Origin of the sequence: Rothia mucilaginosa (assembly GCF_001061665.1) — a bacterium.
In the GTDB taxonomy this organism is placed as follows: domain Bacteria; phylum Actinomycetota; class Actinomycetes; order Actinomycetales; family Micrococcaceae; genus Rothia; species Rothia mucilaginosa_A.
The window spans coordinates 90,405-116,360 of sequence record NZ_JVSP01000003.1 but is presented as its reverse complement, the minus strand read 5'-3'; the positions used below and the strand labels follow the sequence as shown (position 1 = coordinate 116,360).

General features: G+C 60.3%; 21 protein-coding genes and 1 pseudogene. 10 read left to right on the top strand and 12 right to left on the bottom strand.

Going from position 1 to position 25,956, the window contains the following annotated elements:
• Positions 1-195: 195 nt before the first annotated feature.
• Both ADJ95_RS02800 and ADJ95_RS02795 read right to left on the bottom strand, forming a co-directional pair.
• Positions 196-1,800 (bottom strand): glycerophosphodiester phosphodiesterase, encoded by a 1,605-nt coding sequence (locus ADJ95_RS02800; protein WP_239662756.1) that lies wholly within the window; start codon positions 1,798-1,800, stop codon positions 196-198.
• Between the two features lie 370 nt (positions 1,801-2,170).
• Complete coding sequence (locus tag ADJ95_RS02795) at positions 2,171-2,683, bottom strand: PTS sugar transporter subunit IIA (RefSeq protein ID WP_049332355.1); 513 nt, start codon at positions 2,681-2,683, stop codon at positions 2,171-2,173.
• Positions 2,684-3,018: 335 nt separating this feature from the next.
• On the opposite strand from ADJ95_RS02795, the gene ADJ95_RS02790 reads away from it, so the two are divergent.
• Positions 3,019-3,600 carry an arsenic metallochaperone ArsD family protein gene (locus ADJ95_RS02790; protein ID WP_049332353.1) on the top strand — a complete coding sequence of 194 codons (582 nt, stop codon included), beginning with the start codon at positions 3,019-3,021 and terminating at the stop codon, positions 3,598-3,600.
• A gap of 160 nt (positions 3,601-3,760) precedes the next feature.
• Here ADJ95_RS02790 and fbaA read toward each other — a convergent pair whose 3' ends face one another.
• Positions 3,761-4,789 carry a class II fructose-bisphosphate aldolase gene (gene fbaA / locus ADJ95_RS02785; RefSeq protein ID WP_049332351.1) on the bottom strand — a complete coding sequence of 343 codons (1,029 nt, stop codon included), beginning with the start codon at positions 4,787-4,789 and terminating at the stop codon, positions 3,761-3,763.
• 292 nt (positions 4,790-5,081) lie between these two features.
• On the opposite strand from fbaA, the gene ADJ95_RS02780 reads away from it, so the two are divergent.
• The 3 genes from ADJ95_RS02780 (at position 5,082) to ADJ95_RS02770 (ending at position 8,620) form a co-directional block, all read left to right on the top strand.
• Complete coding sequence (locus ADJ95_RS02780) at positions 5,082-5,468, top strand: hypothetical protein (RefSeq protein WP_049332349.1); 387 nt, start codon at positions 5,082-5,084, stop codon at positions 5,466-5,468.
• 305 nt (positions 5,469-5,773) lie between these two features.
• Entirely contained in the window at positions 5,774-7,393 is a 1,620-nt protein-coding gene (locus ADJ95_RS02775; protein ID WP_049332347.1) for an amino acid permease, read from the top strand.
• Between the two features lie 174 nt (positions 7,394-7,567).
• Complete coding sequence (locus ADJ95_RS02770) at positions 7,568-8,620, top strand: ornithine cyclodeaminase (RefSeq protein ID WP_049332345.1); 1,053 nt, start codon at positions 7,568-7,570, stop codon at positions 8,618-8,620.
• A gap of 213 nt (positions 8,621-8,833) precedes the next feature.
• Here ADJ95_RS02770 and ADJ95_RS02765 read toward each other — a convergent pair whose 3' ends face one another.
• From ADJ95_RS02765 to ADJ95_RS02745, 5 genes are all read right to left on the bottom strand, one after another.
• A complete protein-coding gene (locus ADJ95_RS02765) occupies positions 8,834-9,646 on the bottom strand; it encodes a hypothetical protein (protein ID WP_049332342.1) in 813 nt (270 codons plus the stop codon).
• Between the two features lie 554 nt (positions 9,647-10,200).
• A complete protein-coding gene (locus ADJ95_RS02760; protein ID WP_152691858.1) occupies positions 10,201-10,947 on the bottom strand; it encodes a TrmH family RNA methyltransferase in 747 nt (248 codons plus the stop codon).
• Positions 10,948-11,070: 123 nt separating this feature from the next.
• The gene (pyrE, locus tag ADJ95_RS02755; RefSeq protein ID WP_005507935.1) at positions 11,071-11,652 is read right to left on the bottom strand and encodes an orotate phosphoribosyltransferase; all 582 of its coding nucleotides are present in this window, start codon (positions 11,650-11,652) and stop codon (positions 11,071-11,073) included.
• Between the two features lie 65 nt (positions 11,653-11,717).
• Positions 11,718-13,325, bottom strand: coding sequence for an anthranilate synthase component I family protein (locus tag ADJ95_RS02750; protein ID WP_049332339.1), 1,608 nt, complete (start codon positions 13,323-13,325; stop codon positions 11,718-11,720).
• Between the two features lie 27 nt (positions 13,326-13,352).
• Complete coding sequence (locus ADJ95_RS02745; protein ID WP_049332336.1) at positions 13,353-13,685, bottom strand: rhodanese-like domain-containing protein; 333 nt, start codon at positions 13,683-13,685, stop codon at positions 13,353-13,355.
• A 310-nt stretch (positions 13,686-13,995) separates the two neighbouring features.
• Between ADJ95_RS02745 and ADJ95_RS02740 the strand changes: the two are divergent.
• From ADJ95_RS02740 to ADJ95_RS02720, 5 genes and pseudogenes are all read left to right on the top strand, one after another.
• A pseudogene (locus ADJ95_RS02740) lies at positions 13,996-15,456 on the top strand (peptide MFS transporter).
• Between the two features lie 344 nt (positions 15,457-15,800).
• Positions 15,801-16,991, top strand: a complete 1,191-nt coding sequence (locus tag ADJ95_RS02735) for a Fic family protein (RefSeq protein WP_049332335.1) — start codon at positions 15,801-15,803, stop codon at positions 16,989-16,991.
• A 247-nt stretch (positions 16,992-17,238) separates the two neighbouring features.
• Positions 17,239-17,763, top strand: a complete 525-nt coding sequence (locus tag ADJ95_RS02730) for a DUF4242 domain-containing protein (protein WP_049332333.1) — start codon at positions 17,239-17,241, stop codon at positions 17,761-17,763.
• A gap of 29 nt (positions 17,764-17,792) precedes the next feature.
• On the top strand, positions 17,793-18,878 hold the full coding sequence (locus tag ADJ95_RS02725) for an acyl-CoA dehydrogenase family protein (RefSeq protein ID WP_049332331.1): 1,086 nt from the start codon (positions 17,793-17,795) through the stop codon (positions 18,876-18,878).
• 235 nt (positions 18,879-19,113) lie between these two features.
• The gene (locus tag ADJ95_RS02720; RefSeq protein ID WP_049332330.1) at positions 19,114-20,448 is read left to right on the top strand and encodes a uracil-xanthine permease family protein; all 1,335 of its coding nucleotides are present in this window, start codon (positions 19,114-19,116) and stop codon (positions 20,446-20,448) included.
• Positions 20,449-20,785: 337 nt separating this feature from the next.
• Here ADJ95_RS02720 and ADJ95_RS02715 read toward each other — a convergent pair whose 3' ends face one another.
• The 3 genes from ADJ95_RS02715 to ADJ95_RS02705 all read right to left on the bottom strand — a co-directional run bounded on the left by ADJ95_RS02715 (position 20,786) and on the right by ADJ95_RS02705 (position 23,283).
• Positions 20,786-21,598: an HAD-IIB family hydrolase gene (locus ADJ95_RS02715; RefSeq protein WP_049332328.1), complete on the bottom strand. Its 813-nt coding sequence runs from the start codon at positions 21,596-21,598 to the stop codon at positions 20,786-20,788.
• A gap of 94 nt (positions 21,599-21,692) precedes the next feature.
• On the bottom strand, positions 21,693-22,238 hold the full coding sequence (locus ADJ95_RS02710; protein ID WP_049332326.1) for a YbhB/YbcL family Raf kinase inhibitor-like protein: 546 nt from the start codon (positions 22,236-22,238) through the stop codon (positions 21,693-21,695).
• Between the two features lie 109 nt (positions 22,239-22,347).
• Positions 22,348-23,283: a carbohydrate kinase family protein gene (locus ADJ95_RS02705; protein WP_049332324.1), complete on the bottom strand. Its 936-nt coding sequence runs from the start codon at positions 23,281-23,283 to the stop codon at positions 22,348-22,350.
• 286 nt (positions 23,284-23,569) lie between these two features.
• Here ADJ95_RS02705 and ADJ95_RS02700 point away from each other — a divergent pair, with 286 nt between their 5' ends.
• Positions 23,570-25,006, top strand: coding sequence for a glyceraldehyde-3-phosphate dehydrogenase (locus ADJ95_RS02700; RefSeq protein WP_049332323.1), 1,437 nt, complete (start codon positions 23,570-23,572; stop codon positions 25,004-25,006).
• Between the two features lie 266 nt (positions 25,007-25,272).
• Here the strand turns inward: ADJ95_RS02700 and ADJ95_RS02695 are convergent, their stop codons facing one another.
• Entirely contained in the window at positions 25,273-25,857 is a 585-nt protein-coding gene (locus ADJ95_RS02695; RefSeq protein ID WP_005504206.1) for an NAD(P)H-dependent oxidoreductase, read from the bottom strand.
• Between the last annotated feature and the right edge of the window lie 99 nt (positions 25,858-25,956).

The following is a 25,956-nucleotide window of genomic DNA, read 5'->3' as shown; positions in this document are numbered from 1 at the left end:
GGGCCGCATCCGCCACGGATGCAGCCCCCTTCGGGGTGGATTCTCGCTCGGTGCGCGAGCAGCTGGGGGGATTATGGGAGGCCTAGCCCGGAAGGGATGCTCGGTGTGCATCCGCGAAGCCCTGCGCCTCGCTCTCCGCGGTGGTGAGCCGCGAGTGGCGGGGTACTCGGCGGTGGTTTAAGCCCACCTGCGCTCTCAAACCCAGGACTGGCGTGCCTCGATGCGGGTCAGCTCCAGAGGACCACCGTCATTCGTGCCGTGGAAGCGGCCGAAGTGCACGTACGGGCCGCGGTAGGCGCTGTGGTTAATCGGGCTGGAGTACTGGCCGTTAATCGTGTAGTAGAAGCTGTTCTTGTTCACCACGATCTTGCAGTTCAGCGCCTGACCGGTGGTGACCTTCTGACGCAGCTTCATGGTGTGCAGCACGCGCGGGGTGGACTGGCCGGGGGCGAAACAGAGAATCTGCGCGACCGAGCCGCCCTGGTACGAGGGGCGCACCGCGAGCAGGTAGGTGCCGTCATCCTGCTTGGCGGCGAACTTCTTGCCGATGCCGAAGGCGCCATCGTGCTGGCGGCCGAAGGCAACGTAGCCGTAGTGGCTCTGCTGCTTGGGCAGTTCACCGGTCCACTTCATGGAGAAGTCCAGGGTGTACTTATCGCGGGTGGTGAAGTTAGACAGGGGGCCGAGCAGCACGGACTCGTCGTAACGCTGGCGGTGCACGATGGCCTTGCCGTTCAGTTCGGGCATGTCGGCCGCGGTGGAGGGGTCGGCCGGCAGGATGCCGTGCTGGCGACGGCCGGTGTTAATCTTCACGCTGGAGTCGAAGGGGTCGCCGATCACCCAGTAGGGGTCGGGGCACATGAAACCCTTCACACCGAGCGCCTTGTAGTTTTCGTAGACGGAGCGGCGGTGGACCTCCCACACGATGACAGCCTTGCCAAGGCTCGTGAGGGTGCGCACGGCGTCCTCGCTCATGGAGCCGTAGCCCGCGCCGGTGGGCTTCTCGTAGAAGGGCACGCCGAGGGCGTCCACGTTCTTGTGGCGGGCCATAGCGGAAATCTTGTCGATGGGGTCGCCGCCGTCGAAGTAGCACCAGGTGCCGCAGCCCGCGGCGTTCACGAGCTTGAGGTAGCGAGAAGTGGGGTTGAAGCCGCCGCTGCCGTCGCGGTACATCTTGATGACGGTGCGACGCTGCAGGCCGCGGTCGGTGATGAACTTGAGCAGGCCCTGCTGTGCCTGGCCGTCCTTCGCCTCGATGAAGAGCACAACCTTCTTGCCGCCGATGGAGGCGTATTCGCCGCCTTCGGGCACGTTGTTGATGGCTTCGATGGCCTCTTCGAGAGTGGGGATGTCGTACAGGCCGATGTTATCGCCCAGGTTTTCACGCATGTCGACCCGGTGGCGGCGCAGCTCATCGAGGTTGGTGTCGCGGACGACCAGGTTGGCGCCGGTGGTGCGCTTGATGCTGGCGTCGTGCATGCAGACAAATTTGCCGTCGCGGGTGGTGCGCACGGAAATTTCGACGGCCAGGGCGCCGCGGCGTACGGACTCGGCGTATGCGTAGGCGGTGTGCTCGGGGCTGATGTTGCCCGCGCCGCGGTGTGCGATGAAGAATTCATCGGTCTTGTACAGCAGCTGGTGCGCGGGGGATCCGCTGCGCACGGCGGCAAGCTGTGCGGTCGTGTTGGCGGCTGCGTGGGCCTCACCGGTCTGCAGCGCGAGGGCTGCGGGCACGAGTGCGGAGGCACCGAGGAAGCCGCGGCGGCTCATCTTCTTGGTGGTGTTCGAGAGTACGGTCACCGTAGTGGTCCTTTTTTCTGTAGTGAGTTGAGCGTTATGTGTGTGGTTGGGTTCAAAGTTTCCGTTTATAGCTGAGATGCCGGAATCTCTCAACTCAAACTGTAACTCTAAGTAGAATAACGATTTTTTATCGTTTCTTCACGGGTATTTAGGGATTCTGGGGTATTATGCACACCTCCTTTTTACTCTCGGCGCAAGGGGCGGTTGGGCGTTTCACCTTTTCCGCCGCTTTTCGGGTTTAACACCTCGGGGTCGTTAAAAAATTTCTCGAATAACGAAAAAGGCCGCGTTCTAGACTCGTGCGAGCCTGCAGAACGCGACCTTTCGTGCGGTCACTGCGCGAGATCTTCACCCAACGTAGGGGCCTCGATTACTTCTTGGTAGCCTGGGCCACGCGGTCACCGGCGTTGACGGGGCGGCGTGCCTCGGAGTCCTTCGAGATGTTGAACTTGGCGGTGTTGGTGATCATCACCATGGTTTCCTTGGAGGGGATACGACCCTCGATGGCTGCCCAGTCCACCTCGATGATGGGGGCGCCTGCCTCCACCTTGTCGCCCACGTTTGCAATCTTGGTGAAGCCCTCGCCGCCGAGCTCAACGGTGTCGATACCGATGTGCACGAGCACCTCACCGCCGTTGTCGGTGCGGAGCATGAAGGCGTGCAGGGTGTCCTGAATCAGGGCGATGGTGCCCGCAACGGGGGCAACGATGGTACCTGCGGTGGGGTTCACGGCGTAGCCGTCACCCATGACGCCCTGGGAGAAGACCGGGTCGGAAACTTCGCTCAGCGGCAGGTACTCGCCGGTGACGGGTGCGACGTAGACGTCTGCGGATGCGGCTTCCTGTGCGGCGGCTTCCTTCTTCTTCTTGCCGAAACCAAACATGTATGCTCCTTCTCTAGCGCTAGGGGTAGCGTATTTTTCGTAGCGCAGGCTCGTCCGCGACGGATGCGGCGTCATTGCCTGATGGATTCCGCACCGGGGCTCCCGGGGAGGCCAGTTGAGGGAAGCCGCTCTAGACACTCCGGTGCATATGAACTCAGAATACCGCACCCGGGGCCGCTACATATGAACCGCAATCGGTTTCAGCGAATTTCTGCAAATATTCCGCAAATCTGGCATTTTAGCCTCGCTTCAATGCGCGGGTAGCGCGCGAGTACACTTAGGGAAGAACCGGCGCCGCGAACAGGCGAGCGCCAATAAAGTAAGAAGGCTACACGATGACTGAAACGGCAACCGAGACCGTTCTTGAAGTATTTATCCCCGGCCCGGGCGAGAACCCGGAGGACCCGCAGGACATGGAGCGCTCCGTCTTCCTGGGGGCAGCTCAGGAAGCCCTGGATTCGGGCGTTGAGATTGAGGTGTACTCCACCGATTCGTACCCCTCTGCATTTGAGGAGTGCGCCCCGGTGGCCGAGCAGATTGAGATGAACGGCCGCGAGGTGCTGCCGCTCATGCTCGTCAACGGCGAGGTGAAGGTGTCCTTCACCTACCCGACCGCAGAGCAGATCAAGCGCTTCTCCCGCGCGCACATGGTGTCGCAGCCGAAGGCGAACGCGGCCGCCGCGGCGTGCGGCCCGACCGGCTCCTCCATGGTGCCGAACCTCAGCCCCCTGGCCGAGCCCGCCGGTTTTGCGGCCACCCTGGCCGGCAAGACCACCCAGCCGGTGGGCGGCCCGGACATCGGCAACCGCGTAAACCTCATGGGCGGCGACACCGGCGACGGTATTCCCGCCTCCGGCTCGGTGGCCGTCAAGTCTGGCGGCTGCGGATGCGGTGGTTGCGGCTGCGGCGGCCACTAGCTGACCGCGGCGGCAGGTCAACCCCGCCCAGCTGAGACCCGGTGCGAGCGTCGGTCCCGACCGACCCTCACCCGAGATTTAAAAGAGCGGTGCCCGCCCCCTCGTGAAGAGGAGGCGGGCACCGCTCTTTGCTCTGCGGCTGCGCTAGGCGCGCGGTACCTTACTTGTTCAGGGAGGTACCGACGGAGCCGAGCTGCTGGCAAGCCTCGACCACGCGAGCGGCCATGCCTGCCTCAGCAGCGGCACCCCAAACGCGGGGGTCGTAGGTCTTCTTGTTGCCGACCTCGCCGTCAACCTTCAGCACACCGTCGTAGTTGCTGAACATGTGGCCGGCAACGGGGCGGGTGAAGGCGTACTGGGTGTCGGTGTCGATGTTCATCTTGATAACACCGTAGGACACTGCGTCTGCAATTTCCTGCTCGGTGGAGCCGGAGCCACCGTGGAACACCAGGTAGAAGGGCTTGTCGCCCTTGCCGTACTTGGCGCCGACCTCGGTCTGGATTTCCTTGAGCAGCTCGGGGCGCAGGTGAACGTTACCGGGCTTGTACACGCCGTGAACGTTACCGAAGGTCAGGGCCGCCATGTAGGTGCCCTTCTCGCCCAGGCCGATGGCCTCAACGGTCTTGATGGCGTCTGCAACGGTGGTGTACAGGGAGTCGTCGATAGCGCCTTCAACGCCGTCTTCCTCGCCACCGACGGCGCCGATCTCAACCTCGAGCACAATCTTTGCCTTGGAGGTACGCTCGATCAGCTCGGATGCGATCTTCAGGTTCTCGTCCAGGTCGATTGCGGAACCGTCCCACATGTGGGAGTTGAAGATGGGATCCTCACCGCGGGCGACAGCCTTCTCGGACTCTGCCAGCAGGGGCAGAACGAAGCCCTCCAGCTTGTCCTTGGGGCAGTGGTCGGTGTGCAGTGCAATGTTCACGTCGTACTGCTTAGCAACTTCGCGTGCGTAGGCTGCGAAGGCCAGGGAGCCAACGACCATATCCTTCTTGGAAGCGCCGGACCAGTATGCTGCACCACCGGTGGATGCCTGGATGATACCGTCCGAACCGGCCTCTGCGAAGCCGCGGATTGCGGCGTTCAGGGTCTGCGAGGAGGTCACGTTCACTGCGGGGTATGCGAAGCCCTGTTCCTTCGCACGCTGCAGCATTTCTGCGTAGACTTCGGGGGTTGCAATAGCCATATGCTGACTCCTTGGATAGATGCGACCGGACGCCTAGTGGACCGGTTCACCATTTTGTTGGCGCGCGGGGCGCCTCCTACTCGCACTATTTTACCAAGGCATAACTAAGAAGCTCTATCTTTTTGTGGGGTTTTTTGGGGTTTGCTCGGCCGGTGATTCCGCGGAATTGCGCGGTAAAGTAGAGGTATTAATGACCTAATGCCTCGAGTGGGGTTCGGCCCGCGGTTCAATCACCAGCCCGACCCGCTACGGGGATAACGCACACGATATTGCGGCACCGAAAGGGACTCTCATGGGCGCATCAAAGGCAAAAAATAGCGCGAAGCGGCGCGAGCTTAACCGCGAAAAACGGGCTCGTCAGGCGCAGCGGCGCGCTGAACGTGAGCACCCGAACGCCGCCGCTATTGCTCCGGTGCGCGCCCGTCTGGACGCGGTGCTGGAGCGCAAGAGCCGCCACGTGATGGGTCACGGCGATGTCGCCAAGTCCCTGACGCTTATCGAGCGGATGCGCGCCGAGGGTGCGGAGGACCCACAGATTGACGAGGCGCTGGCCAAGGCAAAGCTACCCTCGGTCGTGCAGGTGGGTCGCCGTTCGTTCCTGCACTGGCCGAGCTGGTGGTGGTTGAACCGTCGCGAGCGCGCGTTGCGGGCGAAGATTGACCGGCTGATGGAGGGCTAAGTCCCCGTTTTGGATAGGTTGTGAGAGCACCCCGTTGTGGGTGCTCTTGTGCTGTGCGGTGGTGGGGTAATTGATTTTTTGGACTCAGGATTCAATTAATCTATTTCACAAAACAATGAAAACCACACATTACAACATGAACCAAATATATTCATAAGATATGCATTATATGTATATAAATTGTTACGTGATGCGAGTTATATTACCTAAATTACCGTGCTATAGTCGTTATAACCCGCAGACGTGTTCCCAACCACATTTCGTGTAGCACGTGCTTCAGACGTAACTATCCAAGGAGGTATAGCGTGAGCACCTCGCCGAACAAGAACCCGCAGACTTCTGCAGCGGATCAGTACACTAAGCCCCCCACAGATGACCCGTTCGCACACGAGCAGGAAGGCTTCCACAAGGGGCTCGGCGCACGCCAGCTCCAGATGATCGCCATCGGTTCCGCTATCGGTACCGGCCTGTTCCTGGGCACCGGTAGCCGCCTGCAGGACGCAGGCCCCATGCTCGCCGTCATCTACGCCGTCATCGGCTTCTTCGGCTACCTGATCCTTCGAGCCCTCGGCGAGCTGATTCTTCACCGCCCCTCCTCGGGCTCCTTCGTCTCGTACACCCGCGAATTCTACGGCGAAAAGGCCGCATTCGTCTCCGGATGGCTGTACTGGCTGAACTGGGCAATGACCGCCGTTGCAGACGCCACCGCAATCGCTATCTACATCAGCTGGTTCGGTCGATACAACCAGTTCTTCGCAGATATTCCCCAGTGGCTCAGCGCATTCATCGTCGTTGTCATCACCGTTGCCTTGAACCTTATCTCCGTGAAGCTCTTCGGTGAGCTGGAATTCTGGTTCGCACTCATTAAGATTCTTGCCCTGCTGTCCTTCATGGCGGTGGGCATCTGGTACCTGGTCTTCGGTGAACCCATCAACGGCGTCACCCCCGGCCTGAGCCTTATTGCAGCCAATGACGGCTTCTTCCCCAACGGTATCCTTCCCGCTCTTATCGTGGTTCAGGGCGTTGTGTTCGCCTACGCCGGTATCGAGCTGGTCGGCACCACCAGTGGTGAAACCAAGAACGTTGAGAAGGTTATCCCCCGCGCTATCAACACCGTGATTTGGCGTATCGCGATCTTCTACGTTGGTTCCGTGGTTCTGCTCTGCCTGCTCATGCCCTACACCGCATACAAGGATGCAGAGTCGCCGTTCGTGACCTTCTTCGACGCTATCGGCATTGACGGTACCGCACCGATTATGCAGCTGGTCGTTATTACCGCGGCTGCTTCCTCGCTGAACGCTGGCCTGTACTCCACCGGCCGTATCCTCCACTCGATGGGTGTTGCAGGTTCCGCACCGAAGTTCACCACCAAGGTGTCCCGCTCCGGCGTTCCGGTGGCAGGTATTCTGCTGACCGGCGTGATTGGCCTCTTCGGTGTTGTGCTGAACTTCTTCGTTCCCGAGCAGGCGTTCGAGGTCGTGCTGAACATCGCCTCGGTGGGCACCATGGCGAGCTGGGCGGCTATCGCAATGTCGCATCAGAAGTACCTGAAGCTGGTCGGCGAGGGCAAGTACAAGCGCCCCAACTACCGCGCACCCGGCGGTCGTTTCAGCGACTGGGCCGTGATGGTGTTCCTCGCGATTGTGATTGTGCTGATGGCACTGGATTACCCGGTGGGTACCTACACCCTGGCATCGCTGCTGGTGGTTATCCCGCTGCTGATTATCGGCTGGTACACGGTTCGTGACCGCGTCAACGAGATTGCTCGCGTCCGTGAAGGCTACACCGGTTCCGTGCCTGTGATTGCTGCCCGCCCCGTGGTGAAGAAGCTCGTTTCGGAGCCGCGCACCCACATCGCGCTCGACGAATTTGCCGACGATGAAGACCACGGCACCGCGCATAAGGGCCACCACGACAAGCCCTAACCCACCCGCCCGCGTGCACGGTGCTTAGCTCACCGTGCACGCGCCAAAAACACAAAATAAATTTTTTAAGAGTGTGTTCTGGAATATTTTTGGCATAATTATTGCTAATATCCGCGCTAAACGCACTCACTGCCAACGCATTGTTTGCAGCATAATTATTCAAAGGAGAAAATCATGACTGAACGTCCTAGCGCACACGCGGTGGAATTTGTTGACGTCGCCTCGATGGCAAAGTGGATTCAGAAGGACGGCGTGGGCAACATCATTGCCGGCATGGTCGACTTCCTCGAAGAGGACTTCAAGAAGTGGCAGAGCTTCGACAAGATTCCGCGCGTCGCTTCCCACACCCCCTTCGGTGTGATTGAGCTGATGCCCACCTCCGACAACATCACCTACTCCTTCAAGTACGTGAACGGTCACCCGTCGAACCCGGCACGCGGCTTCCAGACCGTGACCGCGTTCGGTCTGCTCGCTGACGTGGATAACGGCTACCCCGTGTTCCTGGCTGAGATGACCCTACTGACCGCGCTGCGTACCGCCGGCGTGTCCGCCATGGTTGCTAAGCACCTGGCACGCAAGGACTCCAAGAAGATGGCGATGATCGGTACCGGCTCGCAGTCTGAGTTCCAGGCGTTGGGTATGCGCGCTGTACTCGGCATTGAGGACCTGTCCGTCTACGACGTTGATCCGCACGCGATGGAGAAGTTCCGCCGCAACCTGGAGCCGTTGGGCTTCCGCATCCACCTGGCTAAGGACGTGGACGAGGCTGTCGAGGGCGCAGACATTATTACCACCTGCACCGCCGATAAGCAGCAGGCGAAGGTTCTGCTGGACCGCCAGGTGAAGCCCGGCGTGCACCTGAACGCTATTGGTGGCGACTGCCCCGGCAAGACTGAGCTGGAAAGCGAAATTCTGGACCGTTCCACCGTGTTTGTTGAGTTCCCGCCGCAGACCCGCATTGAGGGCGAGATTCAGCAGAAGGACCCGGACTTCCCGGTGGTGGAGTTCTGGAAGGTTCTGACCGGTGAGGAGCCGGGCCGCGTGTCGGATGAGCAGATTACCCTGTTTGATTCGGTGGGCTTCGCGATTTCTGACTTCTCGGGTCTGCGTTATGCCCGTGCGGCTACGCAGGACACCGACCTGCAGCAGTTCGTTGACCTGGTTGCTAGCCCGGATGATCCGAAGGATCTGTACTCGCTGGTGAACGTTAACGTTCCGGTGGGCTAAAGGCTTAGCAGCCTGACGCTGAGTGGCCTTGAGCTGGCGGGTCTGTAGGTGCGCTGGCGTAGGCTGCGAGGTTGAGAGTGAATAAAGTGAGGGCCGGGGAGTGGTGACACTCCCCGGCTCCTTCTTTGTGAAATTTTCTTGTGCGCGGATTTTCTTATGGGCAGCTTGTCATTCTGCGGCTGGTTCGCCCGTTCTGCCATTCAGCGGGTGCGGCTACTGGCGGGTGGCGATAATTTCACGCGCCCTCGCCACATGCTTTTCCTTTTCCTCTTTCAGCTGGTTGAGCTTCGCCTGATTCTTCTCAATCAGCGGCCCCTGGTAGGACGCCTCAATATCACCCAGGCGCTGAGCCATACCCACCTTCTGGTTACATTCCGCTTCAATCGTTGCGAGGCGAATTTCCTCCGGCTTAGATTCTTCGTTATCTTGGGAGGAAGTCATGAGATGTGCGCTTTCTTCGGACATCCAGTCACCTTCTCCTTCTCTGGGGGTTAGCCCGCGTTCACGCAGGCAGGTCCACCATTCTGAGCGAATATTTTTCCACTCATCGGTTTGGGAGGCGTAGGTGTATGCCTGTGAGTTGAGCTCTCCTACGAACCGGTATTCTTTTTCGTCAAGTTCGACGTCAGAGAATGCGGTTTTCACCTCTTCTTGGCACTGGGTGTTGATGTCGTCTGGTGCTGAATCGTCTGGGCCTCGGGATTCCTTCTGGGAGTACCCGTACTTTTTGGCGTACTCGACGTTCCAGTTGCCGTATAGCCCCCCGGGTTGCGGGGTGTCTATTGAGGGCACAGCGTAGGACTGCCCGTGGTGCGCGTAGCATTCGGACATGAGCGTGTGCCACGCCGTGCTCACCGTACGGATTGTTAGTTCATCGAAGGCATACTCGTCCAGTGGAAGGTGTATGTAGTTCTTTGAATAATCGAGAACAGCTTTTCGTGAGGTGTCCCGCTCGGCGCTGTTGGAGCAGGATACGCACGCCCCCAGTAGGCAGAATACTGTTACCGCAGAGAGAGCCTTACGCATAGGATTTCCTCCTCCACATATCAATCAGTAAGTCTTAATAGAACTAATTCGATCTTCCCAGGTTTCTCCCCAATGTAGACCATCTGAGATACAACGCAAACAGTTCAGATCAGAGCTCGCAAAGAAACGTCGACCAAGATATCCGTAGTCTTCGTAATACATACTTCCCAGTTCATTTTTACCTTTAGTAAGCGATGAAGCTTTGTCGTTTGCCTTATCACCAACATACCAAGTCTCACCACTGTAGGTCCCAAGGTAACCCTTATAGTTCTCGTGTTCCCACAAAATTAATGCTTGTGCCGGAGGTGCTACCGCACCGAAAGTCACCGCAGCCACACAGGCCGCAACCATTGGCGAGCCGAAGCCAGGAAATCCATCGCATGCCCCAAACCGAAACTGAGAGTGCGATTCTCATATTCCCTGTGACTTGAATTAACACTAACACGCCTAGGTAATTCCATGCGTGGTTTAAGCCACCCCAACCCCCAACAAAAAGGTTCCGACGCGCACACAACGCATCGGAACCTTTAAACACCTCATAAACAGCCGCCAAACTACGACGGAATCTGGCCAAACACATGGCGGCGAACCCACGCATGCATCGCAATACCCGCAGCCGTCGCCGCATTCATCGAACGCGTCGACCCAAACTGCTCAATCGACAGAGTATCCCTAGCCGCCGCATGCAACTCCTCCGACAAGCCCGGGCCCTCCTGACCAAAAACCAGCACACACTTCTTCGGCAGATCATAGGTCTCCAGGGGCACCGAATCCGGAAAAATATCAATACCAATAATCTCCAGACCCTCAGCCTGCGCCCACGCCACAAAATCCTCAATCGTCGGATGATGACGCACATGCTGATAACGATCCGTCACCATCGCACCACGACGATTCCAACGGCGACGCCCAATAATATGGACCTCCTTCGCCAACATCGCATTCGCAGTACGCACCACCGTGCCAATATTCAAATCATGCTGCCAATTCTCAATCGCCACATGAAAATCATGGCGGCGCGTATCCAGGTCAGCAATAATCGCGTCCATCGACCAGTAACGGTACTTATCCACCACGTTACGGCGGTCGCCCTCACGCAGCAGCTCCTCATCCCAATGGTCACCTTCAGGCCACGGACCCTCCCACGGGCCCACACCCACCTCAAAACGGGCAGTACCCTGCTCAGTACCCTCAACAGCCTCAGCTACAGCCGCCTCCGCAGGCACAGCCTCAGCCGCCTCACGATTCTCAACCATCACAACCACCTTCACGCCAACAACCAGCGCCACTCCGGCGCCCACAGAGCCATCTTACAGACAAAAACCCGCACCACCGGCCACACACAGCAGCCAGCGGCACGGGTTCACCCGCCGCAACGGGAACGTCTTAAAAATTCACGAGGTCCTAGTCCAAGCCAGTAGAGACTAGTCCAGGCCCAGCTCATCCTTCGAGTACGCGTACAGGCACGGGACGCCCGCAACCTCTTCCACATGCTCCTTAGCGCCGGTCGCACGGTCAACAATCACAGCAACCGCCACAACCTCAGCGCCAGCCTTACGCAGCGCCTCAACAGCGGTCAGCGCCGAACCACCGGTCGTGGAGGTGTCCTCAACAGCAACCACGCGGCGACCCTCAACGCTGGGGCCCTCCACCTGACGGCCCATGCCGTAAGACTTCTGAGCCTTACGCACCACAAACGCGTCAATCGCGCGGTCCTGATCACCAGCGGCACGCATAATCGCGGTACCCACCGGGTCAGCACCCATGGTCAGGCCGCCAGCAGCCTCAAACTCGATGCCGTTCTTATCCAGCAGGTCCAGCATGACCTGACCCACCAGGCGAGAAGCCTCGTGGTGCAGGGTGATGCGGCGCAGGTCAACGTAGTAGTCGGCTTCCTTGCCGGAGGCGAGGACCACGTGCCCGCGCACCACAGCCAGCTCAGAAATCAGCTGGCGCAGGCGTTCACGGGCTTCTTCAATGGGGAGGTTTTCAGAAAGCTTAGTCATAGTTCAAGTGTAGCGGCTCACGTGCAGGCGGCGCAGGCTATTCCCTGTGCTATTCCAGCGCTAGGCTATTCCACCACGCGACCCACCGACGGCGGCAACGCGGCACGCAGCTTCGTCAGCATCTCCTCATACTCGGCGGTCGGGTCGGAATCAGCCACGATAGCGCCGCCCGCGGCAAGAGTCACCGTGCCCTCATCGTGCGCCACAAGCGTGCGAATCACAATCGACAGGTTCGCCAAACCATCCACCGACACAAAACCCAGAGCACCCGAATACACGCCGCGAGCGCGACCCTCCAGACCCTCAATAATCTGCATGGTCGAAGGCTTCGGGGCACCCGTCATCGAACCACCCGGGAAGCACGCCCGCGCGGCAGTCACCGCGGAAATTCCCTCACGCAGACGCGAACTGACCGTAGACACCAGCTGATGCACCGTCGAATAGCTCTCCACACCCATAAGCACGGGCACGCGCACCGTGTGCGGCTCGGAAACCAACGACAGGTCATTGCGCAGCAGGTCCACGATCATGAGGTTCTCGGCGCGGGTCTTCTCATCGGTACGCAACCATGCCGCTGCAGCGGCATCTTCCTCCGGGGTGGCGCCGCGCGGCACCGTACCCTTAATCGGCTTGGTTTGCGCGTTGCGGTGCGTATCCACACTCAAAAAACGCTCCGGCGAAGAAGAAAGCACCGAAAAATCACCACACCGCAGATACGCCGCATAGGGTGCAGAATTGTGGGCGCGCTGGCGGCGGTACAGCTCAAAGAAAAGCTCCGGGCTCGGGTTGGGGATGCGCGCGACCGTCTGCGCGGTCAGGCACACCTCGTAGCTGTTACCCTCGTAGATTTCGTGCTGACTAGCGCGAACGGAGTCCATGTAGGCTTCCGCGGCGGGTGCCGGGAAGAGCAGGAGCTCGGCGAGCTCAGGGGCATTGTCAGGGGTGTTGACGGGAGTATTTTCGGAGGCGCACTCCCCTGCCGCACTCAGTGCCGCGCTCAGCACCGGAGTCAGCGCCGCAGTCAGCAGCTGTTCCGCCGCCTCGCACCACGACTCATCGCCCACCAGCCAGCTACGCGCCGCAACCCCCGGGCGGGCATGCTCATGCACCAGGTAGCGGACCGCCGGCAACCACAGAGAATCCGGGGTCGGCGCCTCATGCGCCGGCAGGTAGCCGGGCACCGGGTGGCCATGCTCCATGCCCATGGCGGCACGCGCCTCATAGCCGAAATAACCCACGTAACCGCCACGCAAACCCGCGGGCAGACCGGTTGCCACCACGGCGTCCGGGTGCACGCGCGGTGCGGAGGCGAGCGCCGCCTCCAACTGGGCGAAGGGGTCTTCCCCGCCAGACTCAGCCGCCGCACGCGCCGAATCCACGCGCAGGGGCGACAGCTGCGCCGGAACCACGCCCACATACGAGGCGACCGACATGGGCGACTCCTCGCGCGCCGAATCCAGCCAGAAGGAATACTCGGCACCACCGCTCAGCAGCGGGTACGCCTCCTCGCAGTTCACCACGAAAGGAAGCGGGCGCACGACAAGCTCCCGCGTCTGCGCATCCCACGGGATGCCCTGCAGAATACTCGGCAGGGCGTGGGAATCGGGCGCAGAAGCGGGAGCGTTCGAGGTAGAAAACATACGGTCCGCGGAAGTTTCAGTCACGGACTCCATTGTATGGCGTGCAGGCGAACCCGCGGTTTAGTGAACGACTGCGGGTGCTTCGCCGTTCTCGCTGGTCATCGGCAGACCGGCGGCGAACCACGCGCTGGTGCCGCCCGCAATGTTGTGGGCCGCGTAGCCGCATCCGCGCAGGAAGGTTGCCGCGCGGTTCGAACGGCCACCGCCGTGGCAGATGACGTAGAAGTCCTCGCCGGGTGCGGGCAGCTCGGCCAGGCGGTCGGCGAGGGTGCTGAGGGTGATGTGCTTTGCGCCGGTCACGTGGCCACCCTCCCACTCGTAGTCTTCACGAACGTCGATAATGGTTGCACCGGCGGGAACGTCGCGGGGGTCAACCTGGGGTACAGCAGTCATGGGGTTCTCCTTTGAATTGAATGAGGACGGGCCGATCGGCACGGTGGGGTGCCGGGTGGGCATAGTTGTGGTTCCACTCTAGCGCTTTGGGGGTGCGTGGCGCATCTAGCCCGGTATTTGGGGGTTTGTGAGATTTGGAAATGATGCATACGAAAAAATCGAAATGGTTTTTCATGCACTGATTAATGGTTCAATCTTTGAAATACATGAACACAATATGTATACATATGCACCCACAAGGGTATAGACTTAAACACATATTGCCCGGGTCACACAGAACCCCGGGCTTGCACAGAAAAGAATTACCACCATGTCTCACACCATCACAGGTGCCGAACCCAAGGACACCAAGACCTTCTTCGGCCACCCGCGTATGCTCGCGAACCTGTTCACCGTAGAAATGTGGGAGCGCTTCTCCTTCTAGGGCATGCAGGGCATCATGATCTACTACCTGTACTACACCGCCGACAAGGGCGGCCTGGGCCTCGACAAGGACCTCGCCACCGGCGTTATCGGCGCGTACGGTGCAGTCGTGTACCTCATGGCAATCCTCGGCGGTATCCTCGGTGACCGCATCCTCGGCCCCGAGCGTACCCTCTTCTACTCCGCCATCGGCATCATGGCGGGTCACATCTCCCTCTCCCTCATCCCCGGCATCCCCGGCGTGGTGATTGGTCTGCTGCTGGTCGCTATCGGCTCCGGCGGCCTGAAGAGTAACGCATCCGTGCTGGTCGGTTCGCTCTACAGCGACAACGACTCACGCCGCGACGCAGGCTTCACCATCTTCTACATCGGCGTTAACACCGGTGCACTGATCGGCCCGATCCTGACCGGTTGGGGCTGGCAGGCTGGCGGCTTCCACCTCGGCTTCGGTCTTGCCGCAATCGGTATGGCTGCCGGTCTGATCCAGTACTCGCTGACCCGCAAGAACCTGCCCGCCTCCGTACACCACGTGGGCACCCCCTTCACCAGCGCTCAGAAGCGTAACTTCTTCCTGGCACTGGTCGGTATCGTCGTCGTTCTCGGCATCCTGTTGGCAACCGGTCTGATGACCGCAGACAACCTCAAGAACTGGGTCATGGGCTTCATCTTCATCGGCGCTATCGCCCTGTTCGCACAGATGCTGACCGCCAAGGACGTCACCTCCGACGAGCGTTCCCGCGTCACCGCGTTCATCCCCCTGTGGATTGCAAACGCCGTGTTCTGGGCACTGTACCAGCAGCAGTTCACCGTCATGGCGGTGTACTCGGATGAGCGCCTCAACTGGAACATCCTGGGCATGGAACTGAGCCCGAACCTGGTCAACTCCATCAACCCGATTTTCATCATCGTCTTCGGCATGATGTTCTCCGCCCTGTGGACCAAGTGGGGCGACCGCCAGCCGGTCACCACCCTGAAGTTCTCCGCAGCGCTAATTATCATCGGTCTGGCGTTCTGGATCTTCCTCGCTCAGGCGGGCGTTCAGAGCGTGAACGTCGGCTGGATCGTGCTGATTCTGTTCGTCTGCACCATCGCCGAGCTGATCATTTCGCCGGTGGGTATTTCGCTGGCGACCAAGCTCGCACCGAAGGCGCACCGCGTGAACATGATGGCGCTGTACTTCACCTCCGTGGCAATGGGTACCGTGCTGTCCGGTTGGCTGGCTCCGTTCTACAGCATGGAAACCGAAATTCCCTACTTCACCTGGATGGGTATTATCACCATCGCGACCGGTGTGCTGCTGTTCCTGGTGCACAAGCCGGTTCAGAAGATGATGCGCGGCGTGAAGTAACCACAAAGTTACTTGCCTGCACTGCTGACTCGCTGTTTCAGGCGGCGTGAGCGTGTATAGGCGAGCGTGTATAGGCTAGGGGCCCCGAATCCTTGAATTACCAAGGGTTCGGGGCCCTGCTGTATGCGCCGGTAGCCGGAGCGCCGAAATGTTGAGGACAGGTTCAGGAGGGGAAGGGTAAAGAGGCTTTGGATGCACACTCCGGGCGTTTTCCTCAATGAGACAATCCGCGCGGATTTTCTTATTAAGCGCCCCAATAAGAAAATCGAAGTGTATTGTCTTATTAAGACCCCCCATACGACCAGCAAGACGACACCGATGAAGAGGAGGAGGGAGGAGGAACCATGCCCACAGCCATCACCTGGCCCGCCCTCACATGGGAGCCGCAAACCCCCGGGGTTCACCGCGACGCCCTCGCCTCCCGACGCGCAACGCGCCGCAACTCCGGCGCCTTCTCCAGCGCCGTACCCGCCTCCATTGCCGAACGCAACGTCGAACTCAGCCCCGCACTGCGAGCGAGCCTCCAAGAGAACGCCACCGCAATGACCCGCTTCGATGAGCGACTCCACCACATCGGCGGCATCCCCTTCTCGGCAGTTCTTCTGCGCGGCGAATCCGCCTCCAGCTCACAGATTGAAAACCTCACCGTTAGCGCACGCAGGCTCTCTCTTGCCGTCCTGGGGGCAAGCGGGTCGAAGGTCGGCGTTAACGCCGAGCTGGTGGCGCGCAATGTTCACGCCATGCGTGCAGCCCTGAATACCGCAGAGAACATTAGCGTCGACAACATCCTGGCGATGCACCGCGAACTGACCCGCGGCCTGCAGCAGGACTCCGGTGTACTCCGCACCCAGTGGGTGTGGATTAAGGGTGATTCACCCGTAACCGCCGACTATGTGGCACCGCATTACGAGCGGGTTCCTGCCGCCCTCAAAGACCTTGTAGCCTTCATGAACCGCCGCGATATTGACCCCCTCGCACAGGCGGCTATTGCGCACGCCCAATTTGAGACCATCCACCCCTTCACTGACGGCAACGGTCGAACCGGGCGAGCCCTCATCTCCGCGCTCCTGCTCGCCCGCGGCGTCACTCGCCACGTGATTCTGCCCGTCTCCTCCGGGCTGTTGCACGATACCGACGGGTACATTCAGGCGCTCACCGACTACCGTGCAGGCGATGCTGAGCCCATCATCGAGCTCTTCATCGACGCCGCGCAGAAGGCAATCACCAACGCAGAAATCCTGGCGCAAGACATTGAAACCCTGCGCGATGAGGTGCTGTCCATTGCACAGCGTAAAACCCCTCTCCTGCGTTCCCTCACTGACCTGTGCTGCACTGAGCCCGCCTTCACCGCGCACATGGTGGAGGAGCACACGCAGGGGTCCCGAGCTAGTGTGTATCGCCTCCTCAACCGCATGGTGGAGCTGCAGATTCTGCGTGAAGAACGCGTCAAAATTCAGGGGCAAAAAGTGTGGACTGTCCCCGCTCTCAACCGCGCCCTCGATGACTTTGCGGCACGAGCAGGACGCCGCGGATAGATGCGCCATCGGGTTCGATAACCCGCGCGAAAATTCTGCGGCCGCAGGCAGGTTCCCGCGCGCGGAACTGTGACGATTTATGTCTCCGCGTGAACGCACATGACGGAAATCAGAGTCAAAAAAGGACTCATTACGCCACGAACGGACATCTATTAGACAGCCCTCAACTACAGGTCTAAGGTGATTCCAGAACGGCCGGACAAACACGCGGCCGGCCACCCCAACGCAACCTCCCAAGGAGAACATCATGGCACTGTACCTGGTAGAACTGACCCCCGCTAACCCGTCCAAGGAAGAGGCAACCGCCCTCATCGAGACCGTCAACTCCTCCCTGACCAACGGCGCGGAGCTCATCGAAACCCAGGTCTCCGCAGACCACAAGATCGTCTTCGTCATCATCGAAGCCGAGAACACCGCATTCGGCCCCGACCTCGCCGCAGCAATCGGTGAGCGCGCCTCCGTCGAAGGCCCCGACGCCGTCCGCCTCGTCGGCGCAGAGCTCGATGACATCAAGAAGCTCAAGAAGGACGCCGACTACCTGGTCGAGTGGGACATCCCCGCAGAGATCACCATGGAACAGTACCTGACCCGTAAGAAGGCCAACGCCCCCAAGTACGCCGAGGTGCCCGAGGTTTCCTTCCTGCGCACCTACGTTCGTGAAGACACCGCCAAGTGCCTGTGCTTCTACGATGCACCCGACGAAGACGCTGTCGTCCGCGCCCGCAAGGCCGTCAGCACCCCCATCGACCGACTGTTCAAGCTGCACGCATAGACGCGCGCTCCCCGCTTAGGAGAAACCACATGTCCGGCTTCACCCTGGAACCCCTGTACGACTACCCTCAGCGCGAGCAGGTTCTCGCCCTCGCCCGCACCAATGCGGAGGCCGTTGACCGCGGCGAGCGTTCTCCTTTCGAGACCCTCCGTGAGATTGCCAAGGACGGCCTGATTACCCTGGGTCGCGACGGCGGCTCCCTGGTTCCCCAGGTCGCTGTTGCATTCGACCTGGCTACCGAGGACGCCACCACCGCCTTCTCGCTCTGGGCTCACCGTTCGACCATCGCGTTCTTCGACGCCGTGGGCCGCGAGCTGCCCGAGGGCCTGGCCAATGCGACCGTCAGCGGCACCACCGCGATGGCGGCGGCGTACAAGGAGGCGTCGGGTCTGGAGCCGATTAAGGTGAAGGGCACCCTCGTTGAGGGTGGCCTGAAGCTCAACGGTTCTATCTCCTGGGCATCGAACCTGTACCCGAGCGGCGTAATTGTTCTGCCGGTGGCCTTGGAGAACGCTCCCGAGGGTCACCCGGACCGCTACATTGTGACGATTCGCCAGGATGTGCCGGGCCTGGAGATTTACTACCACCGCGACCTGCTGGCGCTCAACAGCACCGAGTCGGGCACCCTGAAGTTCGAGGACGTTTTCGTGCCGAGCGAGGATATCCTGAGCGATAACCTCGAGGCGTTCCTGCACGATGTCACCGCACCGTTCCTGCTGGTTCAGTCTTCCTTCTGCCTGGGCCTGGCCGCAGGTGCTCTGCAGGAGGCCGCTAAGCACCTGGACGTGTCGAAGGGCATCTTCCGCCCCGAGTTCCCGCTAATCCTCTCCGAGTACGAGAGCCTGCGGGAGGAGCTGATTCGCCTGGCGTCCGAACCGGAGCGTGCCGAGCGCCGTGACCTGCTGAGCCTGCGCCTGGGGGTTTCGCACTTCGCGACCATTGCTACTCACTTTGAGCTGCAGGTTGTTGGAGGTGCCGGTTACGTGGCCGAGTCCCCGACCGCTCGCCGCCTGCGTGAGGCTTCCTTCCTGCCGGTGCAGTCCCCGACCGAGGGCCACCTGCGCTACGAGCTGTCGAAGTATGATCACCTCGAGGCTCTTCAGGAAGCTCTCTAAACGTTCGCGACGCTGTCTTCATCAATACCGTCGCCCCCTATATGCAATATCTTGCATATAGGGGGCGACGGTATTTTTATGTACCCCGCACCCATCAATCAGATAGCGAATTGGGAATATAAGCGGTTTAGGGGTATCCCTGCTCATATTTATAGGCATTTAGCTGTGACCTACGCCCATAGGCGCGTAGAATAATGTGGAATTTTATACACCACATTCACTTCAGGAGCTCCCTTTGAGCATCTCTAAGCTTTTCGGCTTCGACTGGTCGATTCACGGCGACGGCCGTAGCATTAAGCCCGGTTCCTTCGTCGCCCCGAACGAGCGCCTCGCCTGGCCGATTACCATCGGTATTGGTGCGCAGCACGTGGTCGCCATGTTCGGCGCAACCTTCCTCGTGCCGATTATCACCGGCTTCCCGCCGGCAACCACCCTGTTCTTCTCGGGTATCGGCACCGTCCTCTTCCTGCTGATTACCCGCGGCCGCGTCCCCTCCTACCTGGGTTCCTCCTTCGCGTTCATCGCTCCCCTGGCGGCTGCCATGAACTCGCACGGCCCAGCGGGCGCCCTCGGCGGCATCGTCATGGCGGGTGTGGCGCTGTTCCTGGTCGGCCTGATCGTTCAGTTCGCCGGCACCGGCTGGCTCACCAAGCTCATGCCCCCGGTCGTGACCGGTTCGATTGTGGCGCTGATTGGCTTCAACCTGGCGAAGAGCGCTAAGGACAACTTCATGGTGGCACCGGTGACCGCGCTGGTGACCCTGTGCTCCATCATCCTGATTTCTGTGCTGTTCAAGGGCATCATTGGTCGCCTGTCCATCCTGCTGGGCGTGGGCGTTGGTTACATCACCGCCGTGATTCGCGGCGAGGTGGATTTCTCCAAGATTGACAAGGCTGTTGAGACTCAGGGCATCATCGGTCTGCCGCACTTCCAGACCCCCGAGTTCCACTGGGAGCTCGCCGGCCTGTTCATCCCCGTGATTCTGGTGCTCGTGGCTGAGAACATCGGCCACGTGAAGTCTGTTGCTCTGATGAGCGGCAAGAACCTGGACGACTATTCGGGTCGCGCCCTCATGGCTGACGGCCTGGCAACCACCATCGCGGGCATGGGTGGCGGTTCGGGTACCACCACCTACGCCGAGAACATTGGCGTGATGGCTGCGACCAAGGTGTACTCCACCGCGGCGTACTGGGTGGCGGCTATCTTCGCGATTGCACTGTCCCTGTTCCCCGCATTCGGTGCGGCAATTGCGACCGTCCCGGCGGGTGTTCTGGGCGGTGCCGCAACCGTGCTGTACGGCATGATTGGTATGCTCGGTGCACGTATTTGGAGTGAGAACCGTGTGAACTTCTCGAACCAGATCAACCTGACCACCGCTGCTGTGGCGCTGATTGTGGGTATTGCGGACTACACCTGGACCTTCGGTGAGCTGTCCTTCGCCGGTATTGCTCTGGGTACCGCGGCAACCCTGATTATCTTCCACCTGATGACCTTCATCGCGAAGTACACGAAGGCTGCTGGCGACCCGCTGGAACCTTTCGACGCAGAGAAGAGTACAGAGGGACACTAGAGCTCCTTACGCTTACACCCGTTGGGAGTAGTGCTCCTGAAGCGTAGGCTGTAGAAAAGCGGCCCGGATGGATTGGTTTCCATCCGGGCCGCTTTTGCGTCTTCTGGACGTTACATACAACTGCCACCCTGTTTAGACACAAATCAGATGTAAATCAGACACAAAAATTTGAGTCTAGACATAAATTTTTATGTCTAGACTCAAATTTTTTATGTGTAGACATAAAAGTTTATGTCTAAGTTATGTCTGCGGAGGCTCACCCAGCCGCTAGCGCTGGATAGCTAGCACCGGATGGCTCGTGCTGGATAGCTAGTGCTGGATAGCTAGTGCTAGGCGGCTAGGACCGTTCGGCGAGCATCGCCTCAATCGTCTGCGCCACGCCGTCCTCGTGGAAGGGCGGGCAGGTGCGCCCCACCTTCTCGATGAGCGCCGGCTGACCCGACGCCATGGCGAAGCCCTCCCCCGCCCAGCAGAGCATCTCCGCGTCATTCGGCATGTCACCAAACGCCATGACCTCGTGCGTCTCAATGCCGTGGCGGGCCGCGAACTTCTCCAAAATCCGGCCCTTGTTGACGTCCTTGGAGCCCATCTCGATGAGCGGCTCACCGACCACGCCGCGGGTGACGGCCACGAGCGATCCCACCGCCTGATGCACACGGGCCTGCAGAATATCCGGGTCCATGCCGGGCACACGAATCAGGTACTTAATGACCTGGGTTGAACCGATACGTTCGAGCGCCTCGGCGATTTTCGCCTCCACTACGCGGGCGCCCTCGAGCACCTCGCCGCCGTCGTGCGGCCCCTGAATGTAGACGGTATCCACGGTTTCCAGGGTGTAGGTGGCGTCAGGGAACATGGGCTCCAGCAGCTCGTGGGCGCGGGCAATCACCGCGGGATCAGCACCGTTGACTTCTTCCACCTCGTTCGCGCCCAGGTGGTACACCACAGCACCGTTGGAACAGATGGCGTAGGAGTCGAAGTCGGTCTGCTCGCGCAGGGGCGTGAGCCAGCGGCTCGGGCGGCCGGTGACGAAGACGATGTCGATTCCGGCGGCGCGGGCGGCCTCAAGGGCGCGCAAGGTACGCGGACGGAACCGGAAATCGTGCCCGATGAGGGTGCCGTCCAGGTCGCTGGCGATGAGTTTAATCATGCAGTGTTTGCCTTCAGTGGTGGGGTGTATCGGTGCTGGTCAGTGTACGGTACTGGTCAGGGCGCGGGTCTGGTGAGACTGTGCCGGCGTGCCGCTATGCCGCCGGTTCCGCGTAGGTGACGGTCAGGAACGCGCGGCCCAGACCGTGACCCAGCAGGTTGAAGTTCACGACGGCGGGAGTTGCGTTCTCGTCAATGTCGAGCTTCTCCACGTCCACCGCGGTGACGCAAAAAATGTAGCGGTGCGGGCCGTGACCAGCCGGAGGCGCAGCGCCCAGGAAGCCCGCCACACCGGCGTCGTTGCGGTGCGTCAGGGCGCCGGCAGGTGCATCCGCGCCGGTGTCAATGCTGGTCACCTCGGCGGGAATATTAGAGACGGTCCAGTGCCAGAAGCCCGAGGGGGTCGGCGCATCCGGGTCGAAGCAGGTGAGCACGAAGGACTTGGTGCCTTCGGGGAATCCACTCCAGGACAGCTGCGGGGAGCGATCCTGACCGCCTGTCACGCCGAAGAGGGCGGAGCGCATCCACTCGGGGGCGGTGCCGCCGTCCTGCACGTCGGTCGAGGTTAGGGTGAATTCAGGAAGTTCGGGCAGACCCGCGTAGGGTTCGCGGGGCAGGGGCGCGGAGCCAATGGAGCTCATGATTCTCCTCGTGATTTCTCGCGATGGTTGTATTGCCACGGGGTAGGGGGCCGTGTATATGACGATGCCGGCGGATAGGGTGAGCTATCCGCCGGCCGCGCGCCATTTATTAGCCGTTCAGGACGGCGACGAGTTCCTCGCGGGTGGGCGGGTTGGCGCCCGCGCGGGAGACGGTGATGCCCGCCGCGGTGGCGGAGAAGTGCATCAGGTCGGTAATGTCTTCGGCGGTCAGTGCGGCAACCTTGGCGCGAGCCTCGGGGCCGGCAATACCGCGGTCCAGCAGGCCCGCAATAAGAGCCGCCATGAGGGAGTCGCCAGCACCGACGGTGTCCGCAACCTCAACGCGGTGTGCGGGCTGGCTGATGCCCTCGGGGTACTTCTTGGTGAAGGCGATGGGGCCGTCTTCACCGCGGGTGATGACCATCAGCTCGGCGCCGAGGTCAAGCCATGCGCGTGCGGTGTCGTCGAGGGAACGGTCGGGGTAGAGCCACTGCAGGTCCTCGTCGGATGCCTTCACGACGCTGGAGAAGGAGACGAACTTTTCAGCCCAAGCGCGGCCCTCGTCAACGTTGTGGATGAGGGTGGGGCGGCAGTTCGGGTCGTAGCTGAGCAGGGCGCTGTCGCGAGCGGCTTCGAAAGCTGCTGCGACCACATGCGCGCCGGGTTCGAGCATGGCGGCGATGGAGCCGGTGTGCACTGCGTCGGAGCTGCGGGCCAGTTCAGCCAGCTCCTCGGCGATAGCGTCCAGGGCCCACTCGATATCGAATTCGTATTCCGCCGCACCGTCGGCGCCAATGGTGGCCTGGGCGACGGAGGTTCGCTCCGCGGTGGGTTCGAAGGGCAGCTGCACCGAGGAGGCGTTCAGGTGCGCGTTGATGCTTTCACCGTAGGCGTCCGGGCCGTAGTGGCCGACAAAGTTGGTGGGGTGGCCGAGGCGGCATGCGCCAACGGCGACGTTCATGGGGGATCCGCCGGGGTATGCGTGGGTTTCTCCGTCGTGCTGGTGGACGACGTCTACGAGTGCTTCACCGATTACAGTCAACATGGTTTCAATTCTACTCGGCCAGTCCGTTCGGGAGAGTGCGTTTTTGTGGGGATTTCAAGTGGTTTTGCTTTCCCTTCTGACGGGTTCTGTTGGCTTGCCGTGTGGGTTCACAAACTGCCTTCGGTCTCTTCTGACTTTTAGCCTCAATATCGCTGATTTTGAGGCTCTGGAAGGGTTTGTACGGGTTAGACTTAAACCGACGCCGGGTCTTACGCCCGGCCCGGTATTGACGCGACAGCATCGTCGCGCCTACCCTCCGACAACGAAGTTAGGAAGAAGGTCATACGTGACGACTGCAACCGCTACCTGGGTTAACCGTGAGGCTACCGCAGAGGAGCTGATCCCCCTCATCGGTAAGCTGCACCGCGAGAACGGCGTGGTGCTGAGCATTCACGGCCGCAGCCTGGTCAACAAGTCCGTCATTGAGCTGCTGAAGCTGCACGATTTCGTATCCCACATTGATGGTGCGCCCCTGAACCCCGCGCACTCCCTCGAGCTGGTTCGTGCTCTGACTGAGCTGAACCTGGGCGCTTGCTCGATTAACATCGCTGCCCTGCACAAGGCACACCGCGAGGCTGGCTCCCCCGAGCTGTCCATGTGGCTGCCCGAGCAGCTGGGTTCCTCCGTGAACCACCAGGGTGACCAGCCGAAGGAGCAGGACGTTGTGCTGTACGGCTTCGGTCGTATTGGCCGCCTGCTGGCCCGCATCCTGCTGGAGCGTTCCTCCTCGCCGCTGGGTTCCGGCCTGAACCTGCGCGCCGTGGTGGTGCGTAAGAACGGTGATAAGGACCTGGTTAAGCGCGCCTCCCTGCTGGAGCGCGACTCGGTTCACGGCCCCTTCAAGGGCGTTATTGAGGTGGATGAGGAGAACAGCACCATCATCGCTAACGGTGTTCCGGTTCGCTTCATTTACTCCTCGGACCCGAACACTGTCGACTACACCGAGTACGGCATTAAGGACGCCCTGCTGGTGGACAACACCGGCCGTTGGCGCGATGTTCCGGGCCTGGAGCAGCACCTGAACCGCCCCGGTATCTCTCGTGTTCTGCTGACCGCTCCCGGCAAGGGCGACATGAAGAACATCGTGTTCGGCGTGAACGACGACGTCATCACCGATGAGGACAAGATTCTCTCCGCCGCTTCCTGCACCACCAACGCGATTACTCCGGCGCTGAAGGTTCTGGATGACGCCTACGGTGTTGAGCGCGGCCACGTTGAGACCGTTCACGCGTTCACCAACGATCAGAACCTGATTGACAACTTCCACAAGGGTGACCGCCGCGGTCGCTCCGCTGTGCTGAACATGGTCATCACCGAGACCGGTGCAGCTAAGGCCGTGTCGAAGGCTCTGCCGCAGCTGGAAGGCAAGCTGACCGGTAACGCTATCCGCGTTCCCACCCCGGACGTCTCCATGGCAATCCTGAACGTGAAGCTGACCAAGCCCGCAGGTTCCGCTGAGGAGCTGAACGAGCTGTTCCGCCGCGAGTCCATCGACGGCGAGCTGCGCCGCCAGGTGGGCTACTCGGATTCCCCTGAGGCTGTTTCCACCGACTTCGTGGGTTCCCGCACCGCAGGTGTTGTGGACTCGCTGGCTACCGTGGTGACCGATGACTCCGCAATTGTCTACGTCTGGTACGACAACGAGTTCGGTTACTCCTGCCAGGTGATTCGCGTTCTGGAGCGTATGGGCGGCTACGAAGTGCCCTCCTACCCCGCTAAGTAAGCTACCCCAGCTCATCTAGCACGCATATAACAAACCCACCGGTACATATAGCCATTTGGTTATATTGCCGGTGGGTTTGTTTATGAGGTTATATGCGCAAATAAGGGGTGTCGCACAGAAGCTCAGAAGAGCTACGCGAGCGGTGAATTACGCCTTACGGCGGTACACCACACCCTGATGCACCCGCAGCGTGAAGCTCGAGGGCACCGGGCGGTTTTCCGCATCCACCTCAGACATGCTTATGAAGGCATGCAGGCTTAAAACCCTTACGCCTGACCGAAGACCTCGTTGAGGTGGGCAGTATAGTCAGCGAGATACTGTTCGACCTGCGGATTTTTAATCACGTCATAGCAAATAAAGGTGGGCAACTGGGTAGTCCCCATGAACTCATGGGCCTTATGAAAGTGCATATAGAGGGCATCTACCCCGAGTCCCTCAAAGAAGTCGCCCTCCCGGGTAAAAGCTTCGCGAGGCGCGTTCCACGTCAGCGACAGCATATGACGCCGCCCCTGAAGAAGACCGCCCGTGCCGTATCCTTCAGTGGGGCTGACCCTGTGGCGACCATCATTAGCGTACAGGGTACCCGCACCGGCGGTAAACACCTCGTCCATATATTTTTTCACGGTCCACGGCTCGTGCATCCACCAACCGGGCATCTGCCAGATGACCGCATCCATCCACTGGAATTTTTCTACTTCCTGGTGAATATCGTACCCGTCGTCAATCACAGTTTCTCGCACATGATGACCGAGCGCCGATAACGTATCACGGGCTACTTGATGCAGGGTGTGGTTCAGACGACCCGCCGAGTGGGCGAATGCTTTACCGCCGTCAATCAAAAGAATATTCACTGTAGTTCACTCCTTAAACTCAACACCGCGAGAACGGTTGGCTATATTCCAGCCGCTTGTTTCATAGTACAGGGCTACTACGCTGTGAATCAGCCCTTA

Coding starts and splice junctions, on each gene's coding strand:
- ADJ95_RS02780 (WP_049332349.1), top strand. CDS start 5,082: ATGGGCGCATCAAAGGCAAAAAATAGCGCGAAGCGGCGCGAGCTTAAC.
- ADJ95_RS02750 (WP_049332339.1), bottom strand. CDS start 13,325: ATGGAGTCCGTGACTGAAACTTCCGCGGACCGTATGTTTTCTACCTCG.
- ADJ95_RS02790 (WP_049332353.1), top strand. CDS start 3,019: ATGACTGAAACGGCAACCGAGACCGTTCTTGAAGTATTTATCCCCGGC.
- ADJ95_RS02730 (WP_049332333.1), top strand. CDS start 17,239: ATGGCACTGTACCTGGTAGAACTGACCCCCGCTAACCCGTCCAAGGAA.
- fbaA (WP_049332351.1), bottom strand. CDS start 4,789: ATGGCTATTGCAACCCCCGAAGTCTACGCAGAAATGCTGCAGCGTGCG.
- ADJ95_RS02765 (WP_049332342.1), bottom strand. CDS start 9,646: ATGCGTAAGGCTCTCTCTGCGGTAACAGTATTCTGCCTACTGGGGGCG.
- ADJ95_RS02715 (WP_049332328.1), bottom strand. CDS start 21,598: ATGATTAAACTCATCGCCAGCGACCTGGACGGCACCCTCATCGGGCAC.
- ADJ95_RS02745 (WP_049332336.1), bottom strand. CDS start 13,685: ATGACTGCTGTACCCCAGGTTGACCCCCGCGACGTTCCCGCCGGTGCA.
- ADJ95_RS02770 (WP_049332345.1), top strand. CDS start 7,568: ATGACTGAACGTCCTAGCGCACACGCGGTGGAATTTGTTGACGTCGCC.
- ADJ95_RS02705 (WP_049332324.1), bottom strand. CDS start 23,283: ATGTTGACTGTAATCGGTGAAGCACTCGTAGACGTCGTCCACCAGCAC.
- pyrE (WP_005507935.1), bottom strand. CDS start 11,652: ATGACTAAGCTTTCTGAAAACCTCCCCATTGAAGAAGCCCGTGAACGC.
- ADJ95_RS02725 (WP_049332331.1), top strand. CDS start 17,793: ATGTCCGGCTTCACCCTGGAACCCCTGTACGACTACCCTCAGCGCGAG.
- ADJ95_RS02710 (WP_049332326.1), bottom strand. CDS start 22,238: ATGAGCTCCATTGGCTCCGCGCCCCTGCCCCGCGAACCCTACGCGGGT.
- ADJ95_RS02795 (WP_049332355.1), bottom strand. CDS start 2,683: ATGTTTGGTTTCGGCAAGAAGAAGAAGGAAGCCGCCGCACAGGAAGCC.
- ADJ95_RS02735 (WP_049332335.1), top strand. CDS start 15,801: ATGCCCACAGCCATCACCTGGCCCGCCCTCACATGGGAGCCGCAAACC.